The organism is Mycobacterium appelbergii, assembly GCF_032883035.1.
GTDB classification, from domain to species: Bacteria; Actinomycetota; Actinomycetes; order Mycobacteriales; family Mycobacteriaceae; genus Mycobacterium; species Mycobacterium appelbergii.
This window is the reverse complement of sequence record NZ_JAMQTH010000001.1, coordinates 724,064-746,582: the sequence shown is the minus strand read 5'-3', so window position 1 is coordinate 746,582 and position 22,519 is coordinate 724,064. Positions and strand designations below refer to the sequence as shown.

General features: G+C 67.2%; 21 protein-coding genes, 1 tRNA gene and 1 other RNA gene. 12 read left to right on the top strand and 11 right to left on the bottom strand.

Annotation, left to right across the window (positions count from 1 at the left end):
- Positions 1–81: 81 nt before the first annotated feature.
- Together M1247_RS03550 and M1247_RS03545 are read right to left on the bottom strand one after the other, a co-directional pair.
- Complete coding sequence (locus M1247_RS03550; RefSeq protein WP_317154864.1) at positions 82–1,353, bottom strand: right-handed parallel beta-helix repeat-containing protein; 1,272 nt, start codon at positions 1,351–1,353, stop codon at positions 82–84.
- Positions 1,354–1,402: 49 nt separating this feature from the next.
- A complete protein-coding gene (locus M1247_RS03545) occupies positions 1,403–1,630 on the bottom strand; it encodes a hypothetical protein (protein WP_317154863.1) in 228 nt (75 codons plus the stop codon).
- A 327-nt stretch (positions 1,631–1,957) separates the two neighbouring features.
- On the opposite strand from M1247_RS03545, the gene leuA reads away from it, so the two are divergent.
- Together leuA and M1247_RS03535 are read left to right on the top strand one after the other, a co-directional pair.
- Positions 1,958–3,790 carry a 2-isopropylmalate synthase gene (gene leuA / locus M1247_RS03540; protein WP_317154862.1) on the top strand — a complete coding sequence of 611 codons (1,833 nt, stop codon included), beginning with the start codon at positions 1,958–1,960 and terminating at the stop codon, positions 3,788–3,790.
- 50 nt (positions 3,791–3,840) lie between these two features.
- Positions 3,841–4,227 carry an SHOCT domain-containing protein gene (locus M1247_RS03535; RefSeq protein WP_317154861.1) on the top strand — a complete coding sequence of 129 codons (387 nt, stop codon included), beginning with the start codon at positions 3,841–3,843 and terminating at the stop codon, positions 4,225–4,227.
- On the opposite strand, the gene M1247_RS03530 is transcribed toward M1247_RS03535, so the two are convergent.
- Entirely contained in the window at positions 4,228–5,217 is a 990-nt protein-coding gene (locus M1247_RS03530) for a DEDDh family exonuclease (RefSeq protein WP_317154860.1), read from the bottom strand.
- Positions 5,218–5,290: 73 nt separating this feature from the next.
- Between M1247_RS03530 and M1247_RS03525 the strand changes: the two genes are divergently transcribed.
- The gene (locus M1247_RS03525) at positions 5,291–6,511 is read left to right on the top strand and encodes a MurT ligase domain-containing protein (RefSeq protein ID WP_317154859.1); all 1,221 of its coding nucleotides are present in this window, start codon (positions 5,291–5,293) and stop codon (positions 6,509–6,511) included.
- The gene (locus M1247_RS03520) at positions 6,508–7,215 is read left to right on the top strand and encodes a type 1 glutamine amidotransferase (RefSeq protein ID WP_317154858.1); all 708 of its coding nucleotides are present in this window, start codon (positions 6,508–6,510) and stop codon (positions 7,213–7,215) included. Before M1247_RS03525 ends, M1247_RS03520 begins: the two co-directional genes overlap by 4 nt.
- Positions 7,216–7,315: 100 nt before the next feature.
- Here M1247_RS03520 and M1247_RS03515 read toward each other — a convergent pair whose 3' ends face one another.
- The 4 genes from M1247_RS03515 to M1247_RS03500 form a co-directional block, all read right to left on the bottom strand.
- On the bottom strand, positions 7,316–8,035 hold the full coding sequence (locus M1247_RS03515; protein ID WP_317154857.1) for an MBL fold metallo-hydrolase: 720 nt from the start codon (positions 8,033–8,035) through the stop codon (positions 7,316–7,318).
- Between the two features lie 46 nt (positions 8,036–8,081).
- A complete protein-coding gene (locus tag M1247_RS03510; protein ID WP_317154856.1) occupies positions 8,082–8,969 on the bottom strand; it encodes a type IV toxin-antitoxin system AbiEi family antitoxin in 888 nt (295 codons plus the stop codon).
- A 111-nt stretch (positions 8,970–9,080) separates the two neighbouring features.
- Entirely contained in the window at positions 9,081–9,692 is a 612-nt protein-coding gene (gene recR / locus M1247_RS03505; RefSeq protein WP_317154855.1) for a recombination mediator RecR, read from the bottom strand.
- Between the two features lies 1 nt (position 9,693).
- A complete protein-coding gene (locus tag M1247_RS03500) occupies positions 9,694–10,026 on the bottom strand; it encodes a YbaB/EbfC family nucleoid-associated protein (protein WP_458695185.1) in 333 nt (110 codons plus the stop codon).
- A gap of 116 nt (positions 10,027–10,142) precedes the next feature.
- On the opposite strand from M1247_RS03500, the gene M1247_RS03495 reads away from it, so the two are divergent.
- Positions 10,143–10,931, top strand: coding sequence for an Rv3717 family N-acetylmuramoyl-L-alanine amidase (locus M1247_RS03495; RefSeq protein WP_410506796.1), 789 nt, complete (start codon positions 10,143–10,145; stop codon positions 10,929–10,931).
- Here the strand turns inward: M1247_RS03495 and M1247_RS03490 are convergent.
- Entirely contained in the window at positions 10,928–11,368 is a 441-nt protein-coding gene (locus M1247_RS03490; protein WP_317154853.1) for an SRPBCC family protein, read from the bottom strand. The two genes, M1247_RS03495 and M1247_RS03490, sit on opposite strands and share 4 nt — an antisense overlap.
- Before the next feature lie 68 nt (positions 11,369–11,436).
- Between M1247_RS03490 and M1247_RS03485 the strand changes: the two genes are divergently transcribed.
- Both M1247_RS03485 and M1247_RS03480 read left to right on the top strand, forming a co-directional pair.
- Positions 11,437–12,828: an FAD-binding oxidoreductase gene (locus M1247_RS03485; protein WP_317154852.1), complete on the top strand. Its 1,392-nt coding sequence runs from the start codon at positions 11,437–11,439 to the stop codon at positions 12,826–12,828.
- The gene (locus M1247_RS03480) at positions 12,825–14,138 is read left to right on the top strand and encodes a class I SAM-dependent methyltransferase (protein ID WP_317154851.1); all 1,314 of its coding nucleotides are present in this window, start codon (positions 12,825–12,827) and stop codon (positions 14,136–14,138) included. The genes M1247_RS03485 and M1247_RS03480 overlap by 4 nt, the downstream gene beginning before the upstream one ends.
- 16 nt (positions 14,139–14,154) lie before the next feature.
- Here the strand turns inward: M1247_RS03480 and M1247_RS03475 are convergent, their stop codons facing one another.
- From M1247_RS03475 to ffs, 3 genes are all read right to left on the bottom strand, one after another.
- Positions 14,155–16,158 (bottom strand): DNA polymerase III subunits gamma/tau, encoded by a 2,004-nt coding sequence (locus M1247_RS03475; RefSeq protein ID WP_317154850.1) that lies wholly within the window; start codon positions 16,156–16,158, stop codon positions 14,155–14,157.
- A 26-nt stretch (positions 16,159–16,184) separates the two neighbouring features.
- Entirely contained in the window at positions 16,185–17,468 is a 1,284-nt protein-coding gene (locus tag M1247_RS03470; protein ID WP_317154849.1) for an aspartate aminotransferase type Ic, read from the bottom strand.
- 58 nt (positions 17,469–17,526) lie between these two features.
- An RNA gene (gene ffs / locus M1247_RS03465) (signal recognition particle sRNA small type) lies at positions 17,527–17,621 on the bottom strand.
- 82 nt (positions 17,622–17,703) lie between these two features.
- Here ffs and M1247_RS03460 point away from each other — a divergent pair.
- From M1247_RS03460 to M1247_RS03440, 5 genes are all read left to right on the top strand, one after another.
- A tRNA-Ser gene (locus M1247_RS03460) sits at positions 17,704–17,789 on the top strand.
- Between the two features lie 74 nt (positions 17,790–17,863).
- Positions 17,864–18,670 (top strand): lipid uptake coordinator LucA, encoded by an 807-nt coding sequence (locus M1247_RS03455; protein WP_317154848.1) that lies wholly within the window; start codon positions 17,864–17,866, stop codon positions 18,668–18,670.
- Positions 18,671–18,714: 44 nt separating this feature from the next.
- Complete coding sequence (locus M1247_RS03450; protein WP_317154847.1) at positions 18,715–19,737, top strand: S1C family serine protease; 1,023 nt, start codon at positions 18,715–18,717, stop codon at positions 19,735–19,737.
- A 59-nt stretch (positions 19,738–19,796) separates the two neighbouring features.
- On the top strand, positions 19,797–20,861 hold the full coding sequence (locus M1247_RS03445) for an NAD(P)H-dependent amine dehydrogenase family protein (protein WP_317154846.1): 1,065 nt from the start codon (positions 19,797–19,799) through the stop codon (positions 20,859–20,861).
- A 30-nt stretch (positions 20,862–20,891) separates the two neighbouring features.
- Positions 20,892–22,439 carry a PucR family transcriptional regulator gene (locus tag M1247_RS03440; RefSeq protein WP_317154845.1) on the top strand — a complete coding sequence of 516 codons (1,548 nt, stop codon included), beginning with the start codon at positions 20,892–20,894 and terminating at the stop codon, positions 22,437–22,439.
- The last annotated feature ends 80 nt before the right edge of the window (positions 22,440–22,519 follow it).

Genomic DNA, 22,519 nt, shown 5'->3' with positions numbered 1-22,519 from the left:
TCCCACCAAGGATAAGGGAGGCGTGCACGCGATTTTGTCCGCCGGTGGTTTGGCCTGGGTATCCCCCGCTCCGCAGGTGAATCAGAGGGTCCACCAGTTCGTGCCGTCGGAGATCACCTCGACGGCCGCAGACCGACCCAGACGCACATGTCGCCCACCGTCGATCTCCTGCCCGGTCGGCGCGTGCAACCGGGTCGCCCCCACCGCGATGTTCCGCACGGTGTAGCGGTTCGTGTTGCCCGCCGCATCGGGGAGCGTCGCCTCGGCGCCGCGGTCCAGCAGACACACGTAGTCGGTGCCCGGCGCGGCGCCGAGTACCACGTCCTCGGTAACGGTCGTGATCGCACGCGCGGGCAGGTTGCCGGAGGTGTTGCCGGCAATTCCGACGTTGCGCCCACTCGCACGCACAGGTGCGACGCTGAAGCCGTTGTTGTCCCACTGGTTTCCGGAGACAGCGAGATCGTCGACGTATTCGGCGTCGACCGCGTACGACCAGCCGGCGCCCTCGTCCTCGTTGGCGATGAAATTTCCGGTGACGTTGAAGCCCTTGGTGCGATGCGCCTCGTCGCGGGAGTAGATCCCGATGGCCGGATACTCGCCGGGGGCGCCCTTGCCGCCGTTGGTGATGTTGTTGGCGACGATCTGCACCTGTGGGCTGTCGGTATACAGGAACGACGGCATCGTGTAGACGATTGCCTCCCGCCGTGCGCCTTCACAGATGTTGCCGACGATTGTCAGCGACTTGTTGCCTCGCAACTCAATGTTGTTCTGCGGCGCCCCATTCAGATGATTGGCCAGGATGCGTACCGGGCCGCTCTCCACCGACAGATTCGGCCCCGTTGATCCGACGTTGTTGTTGACGATCCACGAGTCGTAGAACAAATAGGTGGTGTAGATGCCGTAACCGGTGCACTGCTCGACGAAGTTGTCGTCGATCCAGTTGAGCAGGCCCTCGGTGGTGGCGTTCAGCCGGATACCGTGGTCAGTCCATCCACGCACCCGACAGTGCCGGACATAGCTCTTGTCCAGATCGACATCGAGGCCCGCACCGCCGTGAGAACCCGCGTCGATCACCAGGTTCTCGATGCGGCTTTCGGTCCAGCGGCCGCTGATGGGCGCGAACTTTCCGGTGGCGAGCAGGCGCGCGGCGCGTTCACCGTCTCCGAGCAGCCATACCTTGGCGAATCCGGCGTCGTCCCCCAGCGTCCCGGACAGGGCGTAGTCCCCCGCGGGGAAGAACACCGTGCCACCGCCCGCGTCGGCGACGGTCCGGACCGCGGCCAGCACGGCCGCCCGGTCGTCGGTTGTGCCATCTCCTGTCGCCCCGTGCGAGCGGACGTCGACCACTGCCATCGGTTCAACGCTAGTGCCAGCGGCAGCGCGAAGCCCAGGTCCGAAGGGGTTACCGGTTCTGCAGGACCGCGATCCGCAGTGGGCCGTGGTGGTTGTGCCAGCCGGGCATGATCGTGGGGGCCGGGGTGGCGTAGGTGTCCGGGCTGTACACATTGCCCGAACCGACGGGCCCCTGTGCGGCCGCGGTACCGGCCAGGCCGAGGGCGGCACCGCCGATGACACCGGCGGACAGGATCGGCAGTGCTGCGAACCGGACGATGCGATTGGTGGCGTTCATGATATCAATCCCTTTGTGCGAGTGTGGCTTTCAAAGTGCCAGGCGGCCTGTCGAGCCGATGGGACAAGAATGCCGGGATACGCTCCCGCCGTCTGTCGGACGACCCGCGGATGAGCCGCCTGAATGTGACTTCCCCCGATCAGGGGAAGGACGTTTGGGCACAACGATGACGCGGAGTACAGTGGCACCCGATGTTCATTGCGCAGCGGGTGCTCCTTCTCGGACGCCGCGACGGGGTCTGATCCAGACTGGCCTCCCGTCGCGGGTTTTCGCGATGCGCCGGTCTGAATCCAACAGGGTTATTCCCAAGACTCCGGAGCAAATATCATGACCACCCCTGACATCTCTGTCGACGCTTTCAACTCGGTGAGCACCATCAACACTCCTGCGGGCGCACCGCACCCCAACCAACCGGCCTGGAACACCCAGCGCGCATCATCGATGCCGGTCACCCGGTACCGCAGCTTCGCCGAAGAGGTTCCCGGCGGGAGCCCCGCATTGGGCGCCGTGCCGGTTCCGTTCGACCGCACGTGGCCGGACAAGGTGGTGGAGACCGCTCCGATGTGGTGCGCGGTCGACCTGCGCGACGGCAACCAGGCGCTGATCGACCCGATGAGCCCGGTCCGCAAACGGCGGATGTTCGATCTGCTGGTGCGGATGGGTTACAAGGAGATCGAGGTCGGCTTCCCGTCGGCGAGCCAGACCGACTATGACTTCGTCCGCGAGATCATCGAGCAGGGCGCGATCCCCGACGACGTGACGATCCAGGTGCTGACACAGTGCCGTCCAGAGCTGATCGAAAAGACCTTCGAAGCGTGCGCGGGCGCCCCGCAGGCGATCGTGCACTTCTACAACTCGACTTCGATCCTGCAGCGCCGCGTGGTGTTCCGCGCCGACCGGGAAGCGGTCAAGAAGATCGCCACCGACGGCGCCCGCATGTGCGTCGAGGAAGCCGAGAAGTACCCGCAGACGCGCTGGCGCTTCGAGTACTCGCCGGAGTCCTACACCGGTACCGAGCTGGAGTACGCCGTCGAGGTGTGCAACGCGGTAGCCGAGGTGGTCAAGCCCACGCCGGAGTGGCCGCTGATCGTGAACCTGCCTGCCACCGTCGAGATGGCAACCCCGAACGTCTACGCCGATTCGATCGAGTGGATGAGCAGGCATCTGATCCCGCGCGACTCGATCATCCTGAGCCTGCACCCGCACAACGATCGCGGAACCGGCGTTGCCGCAGCAGAATTGGGCTACCAGGCCGGTGCGGACCGCATCGAGGGCTGCCTGTTCGGGAACGGTGAGCGCACCGGCAATGTGTGTCTGGTGACGCTGGGGCTGAACCTGTTCAGCCGTGGCGTCGACCCGCAGATCGACTTCTCGAACATCGACGAGATCCGCCGCACCGTCGAATACTGCAACCAGCTCCCCGTTCATGAGCGCCACCCGTACGGGGGCGATCTGGTCTACACCGCGTTCTCCGGCAGCCACCAGGATGCGATCAACAAGGGCCTGGACGCCATGAAAGTGGCCGCCGACGATGCCGACAAGGACGTGGACGACATCCTGTGGCAGGTGCCGTATCTGCCGATCGACCCCAAGGACGTCGGGCGCACGTACGAAGCCGTCATCCGGGTCAACTCGCAGTCCGGCAAGGGCGGCGTGGCCTACATCATGAAAGCCGACCACGGGCTGGTGCTGCCGCGCCGGCTGCAGATGGAATTCAGCCAGGCGATCCAGAAGATCACCGACGGTGAGGGCGGCGAGGTGTCACCCAAAGAGATGTGGGACGCCTTCTCCGAGGAGTATCTGGCGCCGATCACGCCGTTGGAGCGGATGCGCCAGAAGGTGGTTGCCGCCGAAGTCGACGGCGGCACGGACACCATCACCGCAATCGTCAAGATCAACGGCGAAGAGCGTGAGATCGTCGGCGCGGGTAACGGGCCGCTGGCGGCGTTCGTCGACGCACTGGGCGCCGTCGGGTTCCAGGTGAATGTGCTGGACTACTCCGAGCACGCCATGTCCTCCGGCGAGGAAGCGCAGGCAGCGGCCTACGTCGAGGCCTCCATCGACGGCAGGACGGTGTGGGGTGTCGGGATGGCGCCGTCGATCACAACTGCATCACTTCGTGCCGTTGTTTCGGCGGTGAACCGCGCCTCCCGTGATTAACTGACGGACGCGCAGATAGCTGCGCATCCGTCAACTCAAAGGAGCGAACCGTGGACTGGGGTTCGACATGGGATTTCCTCTGGCACTTCTTGATCATCTTCGCCTGGATCGCATACCTACTGGTCCTGTTCCAAATTCTCGGGGACCTGTTCTGGCGTGACCACACCACGTCCGGCTTTGCCAAAGCCCTGTGGGTGGTTTTCCTGATCCTGTTCCCGTGGCTGGCGGCGCTGGTCTATCTGATAGCCCGCGGGAAGGGCATGGCCGAGCGTGCACGGGCGGCGGCGGAAGCCGCCAAACAGGAGACAGACTCCTACATCCGTGAGGCGGCGGGCCGGTCACCGGCGCAGGAGATCGCCGATGCCAAGGCTCTACTCGACACCGGAGCTATCACGCAGGCCGAGTTCGACGCGTTGAAGGCGAAGGCACTCGCCTAGTCAGAAGAGCGTGTACTGGTCGCCGGTGTCGGTGGTGTCGGTGAACTCTTCGATGTCTGCACCGCCGATGACGTCGTCGAGACCGGCCAGGAAATCGGCATCGGTGACCAGCGGCACCCCCAGCTCGGCGGCTTGATACCCCTTGCCGTGCGCGGGGGCGGACTCGTTGCACACCACCAGCGACGTTTCCAGGTCGACTGCGTCGGTGTAGGACAGCCCGGCGTGCAGGATGCGCTCGATGAGCTCCTCGTGGGTGCGCGCCACCTCGGCGGACAACGCCACCCGCATGCCCTGCACCAGGGGCCGCCCCGGCACATGCGGGCCCGGATTGGCGTACGCGCACGGCAGCCGTGAGGCCAGCAGCTTCAGCGGGCGAAGCTCGTCGTGGGTGGTGTGGCCGTTGGGCCAGCGCCGCCGCCCGATCTGGCGCAGCGGTAGCCACACTTTGCGGTCCCTGGCCCGGGCCAGCGTCGGCTTGAGAATCTGGGCGAGCACCTGCGCATCGTCGAGCGCATCGTGCGGTTTCATCTGGGTGACGCCCCAATGGGAGGCCAACGTCTCCAGCCGCAGATTCTCGGTCCCGAGCGCCAGTCGGCGAGCCAACTCCACGGTGCACATGACGCTGTCGATCGGCAATTCCGCATCGACCAGCTCGGCCTCGGCGGCCAGAAAGCTGTAGTCGAAGCCCACGTTGTGGGCGACCAGGGTGCGCCCGCGCAGCACGTCCACCAACTCGTCGACGAAGTCTCCGAAGCAGGGCTGGCCTTCGAGCATCTCGGCAGTCAGGCCGTGCACATGGGTGGGGCCGGGATCCACGCCAGGGTTGAGCAGGGTCGCGATGCTGCGCTCGACATTGCCGTCGTCGGCCACCGCGAGCGCGGCGATGCTGACGATGCGCGCCTGCCCGGGCCGGAAGCCGGAGGTTTCCACGTCGACGACCGCCCACCCGGTGCCCGCTTCCCCGGCCGGTCGGCCCCAACAGTGGCTCATAACCGCCAGGATGGCACGGTCCTCCGACAACCTTGGATCGCGGCACCGCGTGTCGGGGACCTAAAATCCCGGAATGCTGACCATCCGTGGACGCGCCGCACTCGCGGCCGGAGCAACCGCACGCTGGGCGTCGCGGATCACCGGCCGTGGCGCGGGCGCCATGATCGGCGGCCTGGTGGCGATGACGCTGGACCGCTCGATACTGCGGCAGCTGGGCCAGGACCGTCGTGCCGTCGTGGTGACCGGCACCAATGGAAAGTCCACCACCACCAGGATGACCGCGGCGGCACTGGCCACGCTCGGACCCGTCGCCAGTAACTCCGAGGGCGCCAACATGGACGCCGGTCTGGTGGCGGCACTGGCCGCCGAGCGCGATGCGACGCTGGCCGCCCTGGAAGTCGACGAGATGCACGTGCCGCACGTCAGTGATCTCGTCGAGCCTGCGGTGGTCGTTCTACTGAATCTGTCCCGCGATCAGCTGGACCGGGTGGGTGAGATCAACCACATCGAACGGACCCTGCGGGCCGGGCTGGCGCGTCATCCGAATGCCGTGGTGGTGGCCAACTGCGATGACGTCCTGATGGCGTCGGCGGCCTATGACAGCCCCGATGTGGTCTGGGTTGCTGCCGGCGGAGGCTGGTCCGGCGACTCGGTCAGTTGCCCGCGCAGCGGCGAGATCATCGTCCGCGACGGCAACCACTGGTACTCGACCGGTACCGACTTCAAACGGCCCAGCCCGCAATGGTGGTTCGACGACACCCACATCCACGGCCCGGACGGGTTGGTGCTGCCCATGACGCTGGCCCTGCCCGGCACGGTGAACCGCGGCAACGCCACCCAGGCCGTCGCCGCAGCCGTCGCGCTCGGGGCCTCGCCACAAGCCGCGGTAGCCGCCGTATCGCGCGTCGACGAGGTCGCCGGCCGGTACCGCACCGTGCAGGTCGGCGCACATACCGCCCGGGTGCTGCTGGCCAAGAACCCGGCCGGCTGGCAGGAGGCCCTGTCGATGGTGGACAAGCACAGCGCCGGGGTGGTGATCGCGGTCAACGGGCAGGTGCCCGACGGCGAGGACCTGTCCTGGCTGTGGGATGTGCGCTTCGAGCACTTTGACGACACGCAGGTGGTGGCCGCCGGCGAGCGGGGCACCGACCTGGCGGTGCGGCTCGGATACGCCGGCGTCGAGCACACGCTGGTGCATGACACCCTCGCGGCCATCGGCTCGTGCCCACCCGGTCACGTCGAGGTGATCGCAAACTACACCGCCTTCCTCCAACTGAACAGGCGGATTTCATGACCCTGCAGATCGGTCTGGTGCTGCCGGATGTGATGGGCACTTACGGCGACAGCGGCAATGCGGTGGTGCTGCGGCAGCGGCTGCGGCTGCGCGGGATCGATGCCGAGATCGTGGAGATCACCCTGGGCGATCCGGTGCCGGACTCCCTCGATCTGTACACGTTGGGCGGTGCCGAGGATTACGCGCAACGCCTGGCCACGCGGCATCTCATCCGGCACCCCGGGCTGCAGCGGGCCGCTTCGCGCGGCGCTCCCGTGCTGGCGATCTGCGCAGCCATCCAGGTACTCGGGCACTGGTATGAGACCTCGGCCGGAGAGCGCGTCGAAGGGGTGGGCCTGCTCGATGTGACCACCTCGCCGCAGGAGTCGCGCACGATCGGCGAGGTGGCTTCCACGCCGCTGCTCGACGGGTTGACCCAACCGCTCACCGGGTTCGAAAACCACCGGGGTGGAACGGTTCTGGGTTCCGATGCACGTCCACTGGCGGCCGTGACCAAGGGCGCGGGCAACCGGGCCGGCGACGGTTATGACGGCGCGGTGCAGGGCAGCGTGATCGCGACCTATTTGCACGGACCGTGTCTGGCCCGCAATCCGGAGTTGGCCGATCACCTGCTGTCGAAGGTGGTCGGCGAGCTGCCGCCACTTGAGCTGGAAGAGGTCGAGCTGCTGCGCCGCGAGCGGCTCGCGGCCCCGCGCCGGGTCTAGGTCCCGCGTTTCCCGCGTTTCCCCGCGTTCCCCGCCGAAATGGCATTCCAGCAGGCCGCCACTCGCACTTTCGCTGCTGGAATGACGTTTCGGCGGGAAGTCAGCTCGAGAACGGGTCACTCGCATTCTCGATCCGCGCGGCGGCATCGGTCAGCACCGCCTCGCCGTGCCCGAACCCCGCGATCTGTGCACCCGTCGCGGCAAGCTTGCCGAGCGATTCACGGGCGGCGCGGCGGTCGGTGTTGAACACCCCGAGGATCACCTGCCCGTTGAATTCGGCGACCGCGTCACCGGTCAGCAGCGCGTCGGCCTCCGGCAGGTACACGGCGATACTGCCCGGGGTGTGGCCCGGCACGCTCAGGACCAGGGCCCCACCCGCGAAGTCCAGTACCTCGCCATCGGTGACCGCACGGTCGACGCGGCACGGCGGTCCGTGCGAAGACTTGTCGAAGTCGTCGTGCAGCGTCCGCTCACCCGCCGTCAGTACCGGTATCGGGCCTGGCAACGCACCGCGCACATACGACGCGTCGCGCGCCCCTGCGATCACCTCGACGTCCGCCCATTCGGCGATCTCGGCCGCGGACCCGCAGTGGTCCTCGTGGAAGTGGGTGAGCACAATCCGCTTCACGTGTAGGCGCCGCATGCCGAGTACCGCCAGCGCGTCCACGATCAACTCGGCACTGTCAGGCCAGCCGGTGTCGATCAGCGTCACGCCGTCCGGATCCAGCCACAGGTAGCTGTTCAGCAGGTAGGCCTCGTCGCCGGGGATACGCAGCCGGTACAACGACGGCGCCATCTGTAGGAGGTCGGGGTCGTGCATAACCCGACCGTAGTCACTCTCGCCGAAACCGCATTCCAGCAGGCCTTTACCCGGACTTTTGCTGCCGGAATGACGTTTCGCGCAGTGTGCCGCCCCAGCCACGTGCCTTCAAAGCGCGATGGGCACGCTGGATCACGTCGACCTCACGGTCCTCTTTGATCACCCGCATGACGTCCCAGCCGAGGCGACCGAGCTCGGGAAGCACCCGCAGATCCTTGACGTACTGGGCCCGGTCGGTTTGGTGCTGCCCACCGTCATACTCGGAGGCCACCTTGAACTCCTCCCAGCCCATGTCGACCGTGCGAACCAGCCGTCCCCATTCGTCGACGATCGTGATCTGGGTGGTCGGCCGCGGCAGCCCCGCATCGATGTACACGAGCCGCAGCCAGGTTTCCCGCGGAGATGCCGCACCGCCGTCGACCAGCGGCAGCACCGCCTTGAGTTTGGCCACTCCCCGCGCGCCCCGGTACCGCTTGGCCAGCATCAACACGTCCTCCGTGGAGAACGGCTGTGCCCGCATCAACGCGTCAAGCCGGGCAATCGCCTGCTTACGCGGCAGGAACCGGCCGAGGTCGAACGCCGTGCGCGCCGGTGTGGTGACGGGTAATCCAGCGACACAGGTGATTTCGTCGTCGGCTATGCGTTCGTGCCGGACGACGAGACCGCGCGGCGACCGGATGTAATCCCAGATCAGCTCGATCTTCACATCGGTGTCGACCCATTCCGCCCCGTGCAGCGCCGAGGCCGCCACGCCCGTCACGATGCCGCCGCGACGCGTCCACAGCCAAGCACCGACCGTCCGGTCCCGTAACGACAACTCGTGATTCTTCGGAGCGTGGACGTTCCGGAAGACCGGCCGGTACCAGCGCTGCAATTCGTGTCTCGTGACGACGCCGCCGGCGACCGCCTCGGTGCCGATGAGTAGCTCCCCCATGGGCAAATACTTGCCGCGCGGTCCGACAACCCCGCCGAAACGGCATTCCAGCAGGAGAAGTGCGAGTGAGGGCCTGCTGGAATGCCATTTCGGCGGAAAGCTGGCGAAAAACTAGACCATCGCGCGGCGGCCGGCCAGGGCCCGGCCGAGCGTCAGCTCGTCGGCGAACTCAAGATCGCCGCCCATCGGCAGCCCCGACGCGATACGGGTGACCGTCAGCCCGGGAATGTCGCGCAGCATCCGCACCAGATAGGTGGCGGTGGCCTCGCCCTCGGTGTTGGGATCGGTGGCGATGATCACCTCGGCGACGTCGACGCCGTCGACACGTTCGCCGATCCGGTTCAACAGTTCACGGATGCGCAGTTGATCGGGCCCGACACCGGACAACGGATCCAGGGCCCCGCCGAGCACGTGATAGCGGCCGCGGAATTCCCGGGTGCGCTCGACGGCCTGCACATCCTTGGGTTCCTCGACGACGCACACCAGCGACGCGTCGCGGCGCGGATCGCCGCAGATCCGGCAGCGCTCGTCGTCGGAGACATTGCCGCACACCGCACAGAACGTGACACCGTCGCGGATGCGGCCGAGCACCGCGGTCAACCGGTCGATGTCAGGCGGCTCGACGCTCAGTAGGTGGAACGCGATCCGCTGCGCGCTCTTCGGCCCGATCCCGGGCAACTTGCCGAGCTCGTCGATCAGATCCTGGACCGGGCCTTCGAACAAGTCAGACTCCCGGAATACCGAAGCCGCTCATCCCGCCTGCCAGCGGGCCGAGTCGACTCTGAGCGAGGATGGTCACCTGTTTGGAGGCGTCGGCCAGGGCACCGACGATGAGGTCCTGCAGAGTTTCCGGATCGGCCGGATCGATCACCGTCGGATCGATCGACACGCCGACCACCTCGCCGCTGCCCTTCACCGTCACCTGCACCAGGCCGCCGCCGGCCTGACCGTGCACCTCGGAATTGGCCAGCGACTCCTGCGCCTCCATGAGCTGCTGCTGCACCTGCTGTGCCTGCGCCAGCAGGGCCGACATATCTGGCGTGCCTCCAGGTTGCATCAGTATCCCCTTGCGGTGTCGGTTGCGTCTTCTTGATCGCGCGTAGGTCTCGACTTGGTTGCTCTCACGCGAACGCGGCGGTTTGGTCTTTCAGCCTAGTCGGCGCGCGGGCTAGCGTGACGCCCGTGCGAGTCCCAGCCTGCCTGCGTGTCGGCGTCACTGTTGCCTGCAGCGTGCTCATCGCCGCTTCGGTAACCGTCAGCCCCCACGCCAACGCCGCCCCTGCCAACATCGCCGGCATGATCGTGTTCCTCGATCCCGGCCACAACGGCGCCAACGACGCGTCGATCAGCAAGCAGGTGCCCACGGGCCGCGGCGGCACCAAGAATTGCCAGGAAAGCGGCACCTCGACCGAGGACGGGTACGCCGAGCACACCTTCACCTGGGACACCACGCTGCGCGTCCGCGCCGCGTTGAACGCACTCGGCGTGCGCACCGCGATGTCACGCGGCAACGACAACGCGTTGGGCCCGTGCGTGGATGAGCGCGCCGCGATGGCCAACGCGCTGCGCCCCAACGCGATCGTGTCCATCCACGGCGACGGCGGACCTGCCAACGGCCGCGGATTTCACGTGCTGTACTCGTCCCCGCCGCTGAACAACGCCCAGGCCGGCCCGTCGGTCCAGTTCGCGAAGGTCATGCGGGATCAGCTGTCCGGGTCGGGAATTCCGCCCGCCACCTATATCGGGTCCGGCGGTCTGGACGCACGATCCGATATCGCCGGGCTCAACCTCGCGCAGTACCCGTCGATTCTGGTGGAGTGCGGCAACATGAAGAACCCGGCCGATTCCGCGTTGATGAAATCCCCGGAGGGACGGCAGAAGTACGCCGAGGCCATCGTGCGTGGAATCGCCGGATTCCTTGGCTCCCAGGGCAGCCAACAGGCGCAGACGGCAGCCCGTTAGGCCCCTTCGACCTGCTTCTTGAGGTTCGCCAGCACCTCGTCCTGGATCTTGCGCAGACCCAGCGGGGCGAACGTCTTCTCGAAGAAGCCCTTGACACCGCCCGCGCCCGTCCATGACGTCTTGAGGTTGACCGTCGAGCCGGTGCCTGCCGGGGCGACCGTCCAGTTCGTCACCAATGTCGAGTTCGCGTCCTTCTCGATCACGGTGTGGCCGGCCACGTCAACGGTCGCCTTGACCTCGCGGACGCGGGATTTCGTCGCCTGCAGCTTCCACGTCACGACCGTGCCTGCGCCCTGACCGCCCTCGAGAACCTGATACCCGCTGTAGTGCGAAGAGAGAATCTTCGGGCGCACGTCCCGATAGTCTGCGATCGCGGCGAGCACGGCGGCTGGTTCGGCGTTGATCAGGACTGTGCTGACCGCGCTGACCTGTCCCATTGGTGAAACTCCTTGCTTTACTGGTCACTAAGGTCGCATCGGGTGCCACCGCCGACTAGCGTATATGTGTGTCTGTTGTTCCGAACGGCGCACAGGCTGTCCACGCTGCAGGCGTAGCACGGCTACTCGATAGTTACCGCGCCATACCGCCTGCCGCGACGGTTCGTCTTGCGAAGCCGACATCGAATCTGTTCCGAGCCCGGGCCCGAACCGGCGGCAAGGGTCTCGACACATCGGGTCTGACCAATGTCATCTCGGTCGACCCGCAGGCTGCGACCGCCGATGTGGCGGGTATGTGCACCTATGAGGATCTGGTGGCGGCGACGCTGCCCTACGGGTTGGCCCCACTGGTGGTGCCGCAGCTCAAGACGATCACCCTCGGCGGTGCGGTGACCGGCCTTGGCATCGAGTCGACGTCGTTCCGCAACGGTCTGCCCCACGAGTCGGTGTTGGAGATGGATATATTGACCGGGGCGGGCGAGATCATCACCGCTTCCCCCGATCACCATGCCGACCTGTTTCGGGCATTCCCCAATTCCTATGGCACCCTTGGCTACGCCACCCGGCTGAAGATCGAGCTGGAACCCGTCGCGCCCTTTGTGGAGCTGCGGCATCTGCGTTTTCACTCGCTGCCCGACCTGTTCGCCGCCATGGAGCGGATCATCGAGACCGGCGGATTGGCCGGAGCGCGGGTCGACTATCTCGACGGCGTGGTGTTCAGCGCCGACGAAAGCTACCTGTGTGTCGGTTTCAAGACCAAAACTCCTGGACCGGTGAGCGATTACACCGGCCAACAGATCTATTACCGGTCGATCCAGCACTCCGGCGGGGAGAAACACGACCGCCTCACCATTCATGACTATCTGTGGCGGTGGGATACCGATTGGTTCTGGTGCTCACGGGCATTCGGCGCACAACATCCGGTCATCCGCAGGCTCTGGCCCCGTCGTTACCGGCGCAGCAGCTTCTACTGGAAGCTGATCGGCTACGACCAGCGGTTTGACATCGCCGACCGCATAGAGAAGCGCAACGGTCGGCCACCCAGGGAGCGCGTGGTTCAGGACATCGAGGTGCCGCTGGAGCGCTGCACCGAGTTCATGGACTGGTTTCTGGAGAATGTGCCGATCGAGCCGATCTGGCTGTGCCCGCTGCGGTTACGGGAGCGCACGAGTGCGCCCACCAGTTGGCCGCTATATCCGATCCGCGCTCACCGCACCTATGTCAACGTCGGTTTCTGGTCCTCAGTGCCGGTCGGACCCGAGGAGGGGCACACCAACAAGCTCATCGAACGCAAGGTAAGCGAACTCGAAGGGCATAAATCGTTGTACTCCGATGCTTTCTATTCCCGTGATGACTTCGACGATCTGTACGGCGGCGAGGCCTACAAGACCGCGAAGAAGACCTACGACCCCGATTCACGTCTCCTCGACCTGTATTCGAAGGCGGTGCAAAGACAATGACAACCTTCAAGGACCATTCGACGCATGCCCCCGTGAACAAGCTCAGCCTCGCTCAGATCCTGGAAATCATCGCCGCAGGTCAACTGCCGCTGAAATTCACCGCGTACGACGGCAGTTCGGCCGGACCCGAGGATGCCCAGCTGGGCCTCGACCTGTTGACGCCGCGCGGCACCACGTACCTCGCCACCGCACCCGGTGACCTGGGGCTGGCCCGCGCCTACATCTCGGGTGACCTGGAGACCCACGGCGTTCACCCCGGCGATCCCTACCCGCTGTTGTGCGCGCTCTCGGACAAGATGGACTTCAAGCGGCCCCCGGCGCGGGTGCTGGCGCAGATCGTGCGTTCCATCGGCATCGAACACCTCAAGCCGATCGCCCCGCCGCCTCAGGAGGTGCTGCCGCGGTGGCGACGCATCGCCGAAGGGCTGCGGCACAGCAAAACACGTGACGCCGAGGCCATCCACCACCACTACGACGTGTCGAACACGTTCTACGAGTGGGTATTGGGACCGTCGATGACCTATACCTGTGCGTGCTACCCCGATGCGGATGCCGGTCTGGAGGAAGCACAGGACAACAAGTACCGGTTGATCTTCGAAAAGCTGCGGCTGCAGCCTGGGGACCGACTGCTCGACGTCGGCTGCGGCTGGGGCGGAATGGTGCGTTACGCGGCGCGCCATGGCGTCAAGGCCATCGGCGTGACGCTCTCGCGGGAGCAGGCGATCTGGGCTCAGAAAGCCATCGCCACCGAGGGGCTGGCCGAATTGGCCGAGGTGCGTCACGGTGACTACCGCGACGTCGTCGAATCCGGGTTCGACGCGGTGTCCTCGATCGGGTTGACCGAACATATCGGCGTGCACAACTATCCGTCGTATTTCAGTTTCCTGCAGTCGAAGATGCGCACCGGCGCACTACTGCTCAACCATTGCATCACCCGTCCGGACAACCGGACCGGGCCGTCCGCCGGCGGATTCATCGACCGCTATGTGTTCCCCGACGGGGAGCTGACCGGATCCGGGCGCATCATCTCCGAGGCGCAGGACGTGGGTCTGGAAGTGGTGCACGAAGAGAACCTGCGCAACCACTATGCGATGACGCTGCGTGACTGGTGCGCCAACCTGGTCGAGCACTGGGACGAGGCGGTGGAAGAGGTCGGCCTGCCCACCGCGAAGGTGTGGGGCCTCTACATGGCCGGTTCCCGGCTGGGCTTCGAGACGAATGTGGTGCAGCTGCATCAGGTTCTGGCGGTCAAGCTGGACGCGCGCGGCAAAAACGGCGGGCTGCCGCTGCGGCCGTGGTGGGCGGCATAGCGTCTGCTGCAGCGCGCTAGCTGTCGATCTTTCGCGCGCCGAGTTCATTCTGCAGCAGTTCCAGCGCCACTTCCTCGGGATCGCGGCGTGGCCCGGCCTCGCTCTGCCCGGCCTCGGCGAGCATCTCTTCTTCGTCGTCCTCGTGGGACTCCGGTTCCGGAGGCGGCGTCGGGTCCGGTTCGGGGATGGCACGTCCCGGGCGGGTGGGCACCCGCGGTGCGGGCTTGCTGGCTCGCTGGGGTGGCGGTGCAGCGGCCGCCTCCACCGCACCGACCTCGCACCGAATCTGCCAGTCCACGCCGAGTGCGTCCTTCAAGGCATCCCGGATCACGTCGGCGTTCCGCGACTCGGTCAGCCGTTTCGCCAGCGGTGGTGATTCATGGGACAGCACAAGGGTTTTGTCCTCGACTGCCCGCACGATCGCGCCCGACAGCATGACCTCGGTGGTACGGCTGCGCTGACGCACCTTCTCGCGCACCGTCGTCCACATGCTGCGCACCGCGGCGGCGTTCGGCTCACCGCCCGCGACGACCGGTTCGGGCTCAGGCTCGGGCGGGGCCTCCAGAGCTGGCTCGCGCGCCGGCTCAGGCTCCGGTGCCGGTTCGGGCTCGGGTGGCGGTGGCGGTGGCGGCTCAGGGGCCGCAGGCTGGGCCACCGGCTCCGGGGCGGGCTCGGGAGCTGGGGCAGACACAGGCACCGGATCGGGCACAGGCGCGGGCTCGGGTGCCGGTTCGGATTCCCGCACCGGCTCTGGTGCGGGGGCCGGGGCGGCCTGGCTGCGGCGGACGAAGGTCTTGGCCGGCTCGGCCGATCCGGAGGTCGACGACGCCTGGGCCTCGCCGGCCGGGATCGACATGTCCAGCCTGGTCTCGATGCGTTCGATGCGTTGCAGCAGCGCCGATTCGGTGTCGTGCGCCGACGGCAGCAGCAGCCGCGCACACACCACTTCGAGCAACAGCCGCGGCGCGGTGGCGCCCCGCATCTCTCCCAGGCCCGCGTGCACCACCTCGGCGTAGCGGGTCAGCGTCGCCGCGCCCAACCGCGTGGCCTGGTCACGCATGCGCTCAAGGACATCGGCCGGAGCGTCGACCACACCGCGGGTCGCCGCATCGGGAACTGCCTGCAGCACGATCAGATCGCGGAACCGTTCCAGCAGGTCTGTGCCGAACCGGCGGGGGTCGTGGCCCGCGTCGATCACCGCCTCGACCGCGCCGAACAGGGCGGCGGCATCGCCCGCGGCCAGCGCCTCGACCGCATCGTCGATGAGCGCCATATCGGTGGCCCCGAGCAGCGCCAGCGCGCGCTGGTAGGTGATGCGGCTGCCGCCCTCGGCCTGCTCGGACCCGGCCAGCAGCTGGTCCAGCACCGAGAGGGTGTCGCGGGGAGAACCTCCGCCGGCGCGAATGACCAGCGGATACACCGCGTCGTCGACGGTCACCTGCTCATCGGCGCAGATACGTTCGAGCAGCGGCCGCATGGTGCGCGGCGCCAGCAGCCGGAACGGGTAGTGGTGGGTGCGCGACCGGATCGTCGGCAGCACCTTCTCGGGCTCGGTCGTGGCGAATACGAAGATCAGATGGTCCGGTGGTTCCTCGACGATCTTGAGCAGCGCATTGAAACCGGCCGTGGTGACCATGTGCGCTTCGTCGACGATGAAGATGCGGTACCGCGACTGTGCCGGCGCGTAGAACGCCCGGTCCCGCAGCTCACGAGTGTCATCCACGCCACCGTGACTGGCCGCGTCGAGTTCGACGACATCGACGTTGCCAGGACCGTTGGGCGCCAGCGCCACACACGAGTCACACACCCCGCACGGCGTGGGCGTGGGGCCCTCCACGCAGTTCAGGGAGCGGGCCAGGATGCGCGCCGAGGAAGTCTTACCGCAGCCGCGCGGCCCGGAGAACAGATAGGCGTGATTGATCCGGCCTGCGGTCAGCGCGGTGGACAGCGGCTCGGTGACATGTTCCTGTCCGACCACCTCGGCGAACGTCGCCGGCCGGTACTTGCGGTAGAGAGCCACGTGAGAAGGCTACCGATCCGGTCCGACTAGTCGGCGAGCAGTGACTCGGTGGCCGCCAGCAACGCGCACGTCGCCAGGCCGTCGATCGCCTCCCGCACGTCGGAAAGCGACGGGAATGTCGGTGCGATACGAATGTTCTTGTCCTCCGGGTCTTTCCGGTACGGGAACGCCGAGCCTGCCTCGGTCACGGCGATGCCCGCGTCCTTGGCCAGGGCCACGGTGCGTCTGGCGGTGCCCGGCCAGACGTCGAGGCTGACGAAATAGCCGCCCGACGGGTCGGTCCACGACGCGATCTTCGACTCACTGAGACGGTCGTCGAGAATCTCGCCGACCAGCGCGAACTTCGGGGCCACCAACTGCTGGTGGCGCTGCATCTGCAGGCGCACCCCGTCGGCATCCCCGAAGAACCGCAGGTGACGCAGTTGATTGACCTTGTCGGGCCCGATCGATTTCTTGCCCGCATGCTGCAGATACCAGGCGATGTTGCCCAGGGATCCGCCGAGGAAACTCACGCCGGCACCGGCAAAGGTGATCTTGGAGGTCGAGGCGAACACCAACGGCCGGTTCGGATTGCCCGCCGCGGCGGCGAGCCCCAACACGTCGACCTGCCGGACGAACTCGTGGGTCAGCGTGTGCACCGCATAGGCGTTATCCCACATCAGCCGGAAATCCGGTGCAGCCGTGTGCATTTGCACCAGTCGCCGGACGACTTCCCAGGCGTAGGTGACCCCCGTCGGGTTGGAGTACACCGGCACGCACCACATGCCCTTGATCGTCGGGTCGGCGGCCACCAGCTCCTCGATCAGATCGACGTCGGGGCCGTCCTCGCGCATCGGCACACTGATCATCTCGATGCCGAACGATTCGGTGATCGCGAAGTGCCGGTCGTAGCCGGGTGACGGGCAGAGGAACTTGACCTTCTCTTCCCGGGCCCACGGCCGAACCGAGTCCACCCCGCCGTGCAGCAGCGAGAAGACCACCACGTCGTGCATCATTTCCAGGCTCGCGTTGTTGCCCGCGATGAGGTTGGGCACGCCGATACCGAGCAGCTCGCCGAAGATGGCCCGCAGCTCGGGTAGGCCGTGCAGGCCGCCGTAGTTGCGGGTGTCGGTCCCCTCGCCGTCGCGATAGGCGTCGGGGCCCGCTCCCGGCAGCTCGAGCAGCCGGTTGGACAGATCCAGCTGTGCCGGCGACGGCTTACCCCTGGTCAGATCCAGGCTCAGCTTCTTGGCCTGCAGCTCGGCGTAGTTGCGTTGCTGGAGTTCGTGTTGCGCGAGCAGTTCGTCGCGGCCGAGGGACTGGAACGACACCGCGCGCCTTTCACCGTTCTCGATGGCAGGACCCCGCAAGGTGCGGGGCAATGGAGCAATAAGGGGACCCCGCGCACCCGCCAGAGCCCATTGACCCTTGCTGCCTTCCGGCCCTGGGGGAGTTCACAGGATGGACGCCGCGCGGGGTCCATGGAGAGTGTAATACCCCCCGCGTTCCGGGCTGCTGCTGCACAGCGCGACGGACCGTGTGCCACGGTCCGCTACCATGGCCGACGGAGGATTCGCCTAGTGGCCTATGGCGCTCGCCTGGAACGCGGGTTGGGTTAATAGCCCTCAGGGGTTCAAATCCCCTATCCTCCGCACTCGGGTTCGGGGTGCGGCCTGCTGATTTGTCAGCGTGGCCGCCCCCGGCCCCATCAACATCGAGGAGGGGTATGGGCCGCACCGCCGCGGTGATCTGGCACGCGTTATCTGCGATCCTCGCTGCCGGGCTCTACTTCTTCTTCGTCCTCCCACGCTGGCCCGAGCTGATGGGACAGACGTCCACCACGCTCGGCCTCGTGTTGCGGATCGTCACGGGGGTGCTGGTCGGCCTGACCGCCCTGCCGGTGGTCTTCACCCTGTTGCGCACCAAGCGCCCCGAGTTCGGCACGCCGCAGCTGGCGTTGCGGTTGCGGACCAGTTCGATCGCCCTGCACGTGGTGGCCGGGGTCCTCATCGTCGGCGCCGCGATCGCCGAGATCTGGATTTCGCTGGACAGCGCGGGCCAATGGCTGTTCGGCATCTACGGTGCGGCCGCCGCGATCGCGCTGCTCGGCTTCTTCGGCTTCTACCTGGCGTTCATCGCCGAACTGCCGCCGCCACCGCCCAAACCGCTCAAGGTTCGCGAGGCGAAGCGGCGCGGCCGGGGCAAGAAGGCCGAAGCCGACGAACCTGCCGAAGCCGCCGACGCTGAGACCGGCGCGGACGACGCCGAGACCACCGAGACCACCGACGAAGAGTCCCCCGCTGAGGTCATCGCGGCAGAGCCCGAGGCTGCAGCCGAGGACTCCGCCGAGGTCTCAGCTGAAACCTCCGATGAGGACTCGAACGAGGATTCACCGGCTGACGAAGCTGACGAGAATGCCGACGAAAAAGACGACAACGCGGGCGGCAAACTGCGTAACCGGAGGCCGTCCAACAAGGGCGGCACGTCGCGACTGCGGCGGCGCTCCCGTGGTGGTGTGGCGGTCGAGGACTGACCCGCCACATCGACAGCAGCCGTTCTCCCCGCCAAGATGAACACATGGGCAAACTGCGCTCACGTCCCGTCACCTCGGTCCTCCTGACCGCACTTGCCACCGCTGCGGCTCTGGTGGTGCCGCTGGCCCCGGCTGGCGCTGCCCCCAGCGACCCGGCCGCGGCCGCGGCCACCGTGGAACCTTCGGTGGTCCGCCTCGACACCGTCGTGGACTATCAGAACGCCTACGGCATCGGCACCGGCATCGTGCTGTCCCCCGGCGGGGAAGTGCTGACCAACTACCACGTCATCCAGGGCGCGAACACGATCAATGCCAGCGTCGCAGGCCAATCCTTCATGGCAGAGCTGATCGGTTACGACCGCGGCCATGACATCGCGGTCCTGCAGCTGCGGGGCGCAGGCGGCCTGTCCCCCGCGCCGATCGGCGACTCGGGCGCGCTTGCCGAGGGTGATCCCGTGGTCGCGCTCGGAAATGCGCAGGGCAGTGACGCGCCGCTGACCCGTGAGGTCGGGACCGTCACAGCCTTCAACCGGACCGTCAACGCGGAGGACGAGCTGACCGGCAGTTCCGACGAGATCAACGGGCTGATCGAGTTCGCCGCACCCGTGCGCGCCGGTGACTCCGGCGGACCGGTGGTCAACGGCGCAGGCCAGGTGGTCGGGTTGACGACGGCGGCGTCGGTGAACTTCCGGATGGGTCCCGGCGGCAAGGGTTTCGCGATTCCGATCAACGACGCCATGGCCATTGCCGGGCAGATCCGGTCCAGGACACCGTCCCCGCTCGTCCACATCGGGCCGCCGACCATGCTGGGCGTCGGTGTCCGCAGTGCGCCCAGTCAGGGCCCCGGCGTGGTCGTCCAGGAAGTGGTGCGCGGCGGCCCCGCCGAAGCGGCCGGTCTCGTCGACGGCGACGTGCTGACCGTGCTCGACGGCACCACGCTGGATTCGGCGCGCACGCTGACGCTGGTGCTGGACCGGCACTATCCCGGTGATGTCATCGATCTCACCTGGCTGGATCGGTCCGGTCAGCAGCGCACCGGAAAGGCCACGCTGGCCGCCGGCCCGTAAGCGGTGCGCTTAGCCCGATTTCGGCCAGCGCAGCCGGCCCGGATCCATATGCTGAGCGAGTGCCAAACACTTCCCCTTATCGGGTCGTCCAGTGGACGACCGGCAATGTCGGCAAAAGCTCGGTCGCGGCGATCACCGCAAATCCCAACTACGAACTGATCGGCTGTTACGCCTGGTCACCGGACAAGGCCGGCCGTGATGTCGGTGAGTTGGCCGGCATCGCACCGCTCGGCGTCGCCGCCACCAACGACGTCGACGCGCTGCTGGCGCTCAAGCCCGACGTCGTCGTCTACAACCCCATGTGGATCGACGTGGACGAGCTGGTCCGCATCCTCGACGCCGGGGTCAACGTCGTCGCCACCGCGTCGTTCATCACCGGTCACAATCAGGGCGCGGGCCGCGACAAGATCGCGCAGGCGTGCCGCCGGGGCGGATCGACCATGTTCGGATCGGGGATCAGCCCCGGTTACGTCAATCAACTGGCCATCGTGGCGGCGGGAATCTGCGACCGCGTCGACAAGATCACCGTCAACGAAGCCGCCGACACCACCTTCTACGACTCTCCCGAAACCGAGAAGCCGGTCGGCTTCGGCCTGCCCATCGACCACCCTGACCTGCAGGCGATGACCGCGCACGGCACCGGTGTGTTCGGCGAGGCGGTCCGGATGATCGGCGATGCGCTCGGCATCGAACTCGACGAGGTGCGCTGCGACGCCGAGTACGCCCAGACCACTGAGGATCTCGACCTCGGCTCGTGGACCATCCCGGCGGGCGGTGTCGCAGGCGTGTTCGTCAGCTGGAAGGGAATCGTCGCAGGGGTGACGCGCGTCGCGCTCACCCTGCGGTGGCGTAAGGGACAGACGCTGGAGCCGGACTGGAAGATCGACCAGGACGGCTGGGTGATCGAGGTGGCCGGACGGCCGACGGTGACCATGAAGGTCGGCTTCCTGCCACCGCCAGATTTCGAGGCCACCACGCTGGAGGAGTTCATGGTGCTGGGCCACATCATGACCGCCACGCCGCCGCTGAACGCCATTCCCGCCGTGGTCGCCGCCCCACCGGGCATCGTGACCTACAACGACCTGCCGCTGATCCTGCCGCGGGGAGTGGTGCCGACCGGGTAACGCCCGACCGCACTGGCCTACGCTCGATCCGTGGTCACACTGGACCGGCTGATCAATGTGCTGGGTGGCTACGGCGTCCATGTGCGCTACTGCTCCACCGCACGGTCGGTCGAGTTGCGCAGTGTGGTGATGCACGAGCCCGGTCAGGTGATCGGCGATGTGCTGCTGGCCGTCGGGGCACGTTCGGTCGCCGAGGCGATCGAGTGGGCCGCGGCCGCGCACGCCGTGGTGGTGCTGATCCGCAGCATCGACGATCCTGACGAACCGGTCACCGGTGAGCCCGAGCGCATCGCGGTGATGACCGTGGACACCGATGTGGCCTGGAGCGATCTGGCCGCGGTGGTGTACGGCCTGGTGCTCGAGGGCCGTGAAACCGAATCTGGGCGTGGCCCAACGGATTTGTTCGCGCTGGCCGACAGCCTGGCCGACGCGGTCGGTGGCGCGGTGACCATCGAGGACCGGCGCTCCCGGGTGCTGGCGTACTCGCGGCTGCAGCAGCATGCCGACCCGGCGCGTGCCGAAACGATCCTGAGCCGGCAGGCGCCGGCCCGGCTGCGGGCGGTATTCGAGGCCCGCGGGGTGATCCGGCATCTGGCCGAATCCGACGAACCCATGTACGTCGAGGGCGATGCGGACCAGGGGCTGACCGGGCGCATGGTGGTCGCCGCCCGCGCCGGCCGGGAACTGTTGGGGTCGGTGTGGGTGGCCTGCGTCGAGCCGTTGCCGGACGCCCAGCACACCGCGCTGGCCGACGGGGCCCGGATGGTTGCGCTGCATCTGCTGCGGTCCCGCGCGAGCGCCGATCTGGAACGTCAGGTCGAATCCGAACTGGTGATCCGCCTGCTCGAGGGCGCGGCCGACGCCGCGACGGTGGCGAGCAGGCTGGCGTTGCCGCAGACCCCGCTGCGGGTCATCGCCTTGCGCGCGCACACCGCCGACGAGCGTCATGCTGCGCTGCTGCTGGCATTCGAGCGGGCCACGACCGGATTCGGCTGGTCCCGTCCGGGCCGCAGCGCGCTGGCAGGCAACACCGTCTACACCGTGCTGCCCGGCGCGCCTGCCGACCCCGCCCAGCGCTGGGTGTCCGGGCTGAGTGCCGCGCTGCCTGCGCCGGTGAATGTGCTGGGCGGTATCAGTGGTCCCGCGACGGTCACCGAGCTGGTGCTGGCCCGCCGGGAGGCCGACGAATGCCTGGCCCTGCACGAGGTCAGGCAGGGTGGGCCCGCGCCGGTGTACGACGAATCCTGGGACGACATCCTGCTGCAGCGGTTACGCATCGCCGCACAGTCCGGCCGGGCGCCCGAGCGTGGGCCCGTCGCCGAGTTGCGCAGGCACGACCGCACCCACGCCACCCAGTACGCGCCGACACTGCAGGCCTGGCTGGAGGCCCAGGGCGACCTCAGCCAAGCCGGCCAGCAGCTGGGCGTGCACGAGAACACCGTGCGCTACCGGCTCCGCAAGATGGCCGAGGTCACTACCCTCGACCTGGCCGATGCGCGCAAGCGACTGGCGATGATGATCGAACTCGCCGCGACCACCGAAGATCCTGCATTGTCGGATCCCGACAATTTGCGCTAGCCGTATTGTCGCGCCCGCCCAATCCGCCCGACCCTGATCCACCGCACCATGGAGTTGGACTGAACTTTAGGTGGAGGTGG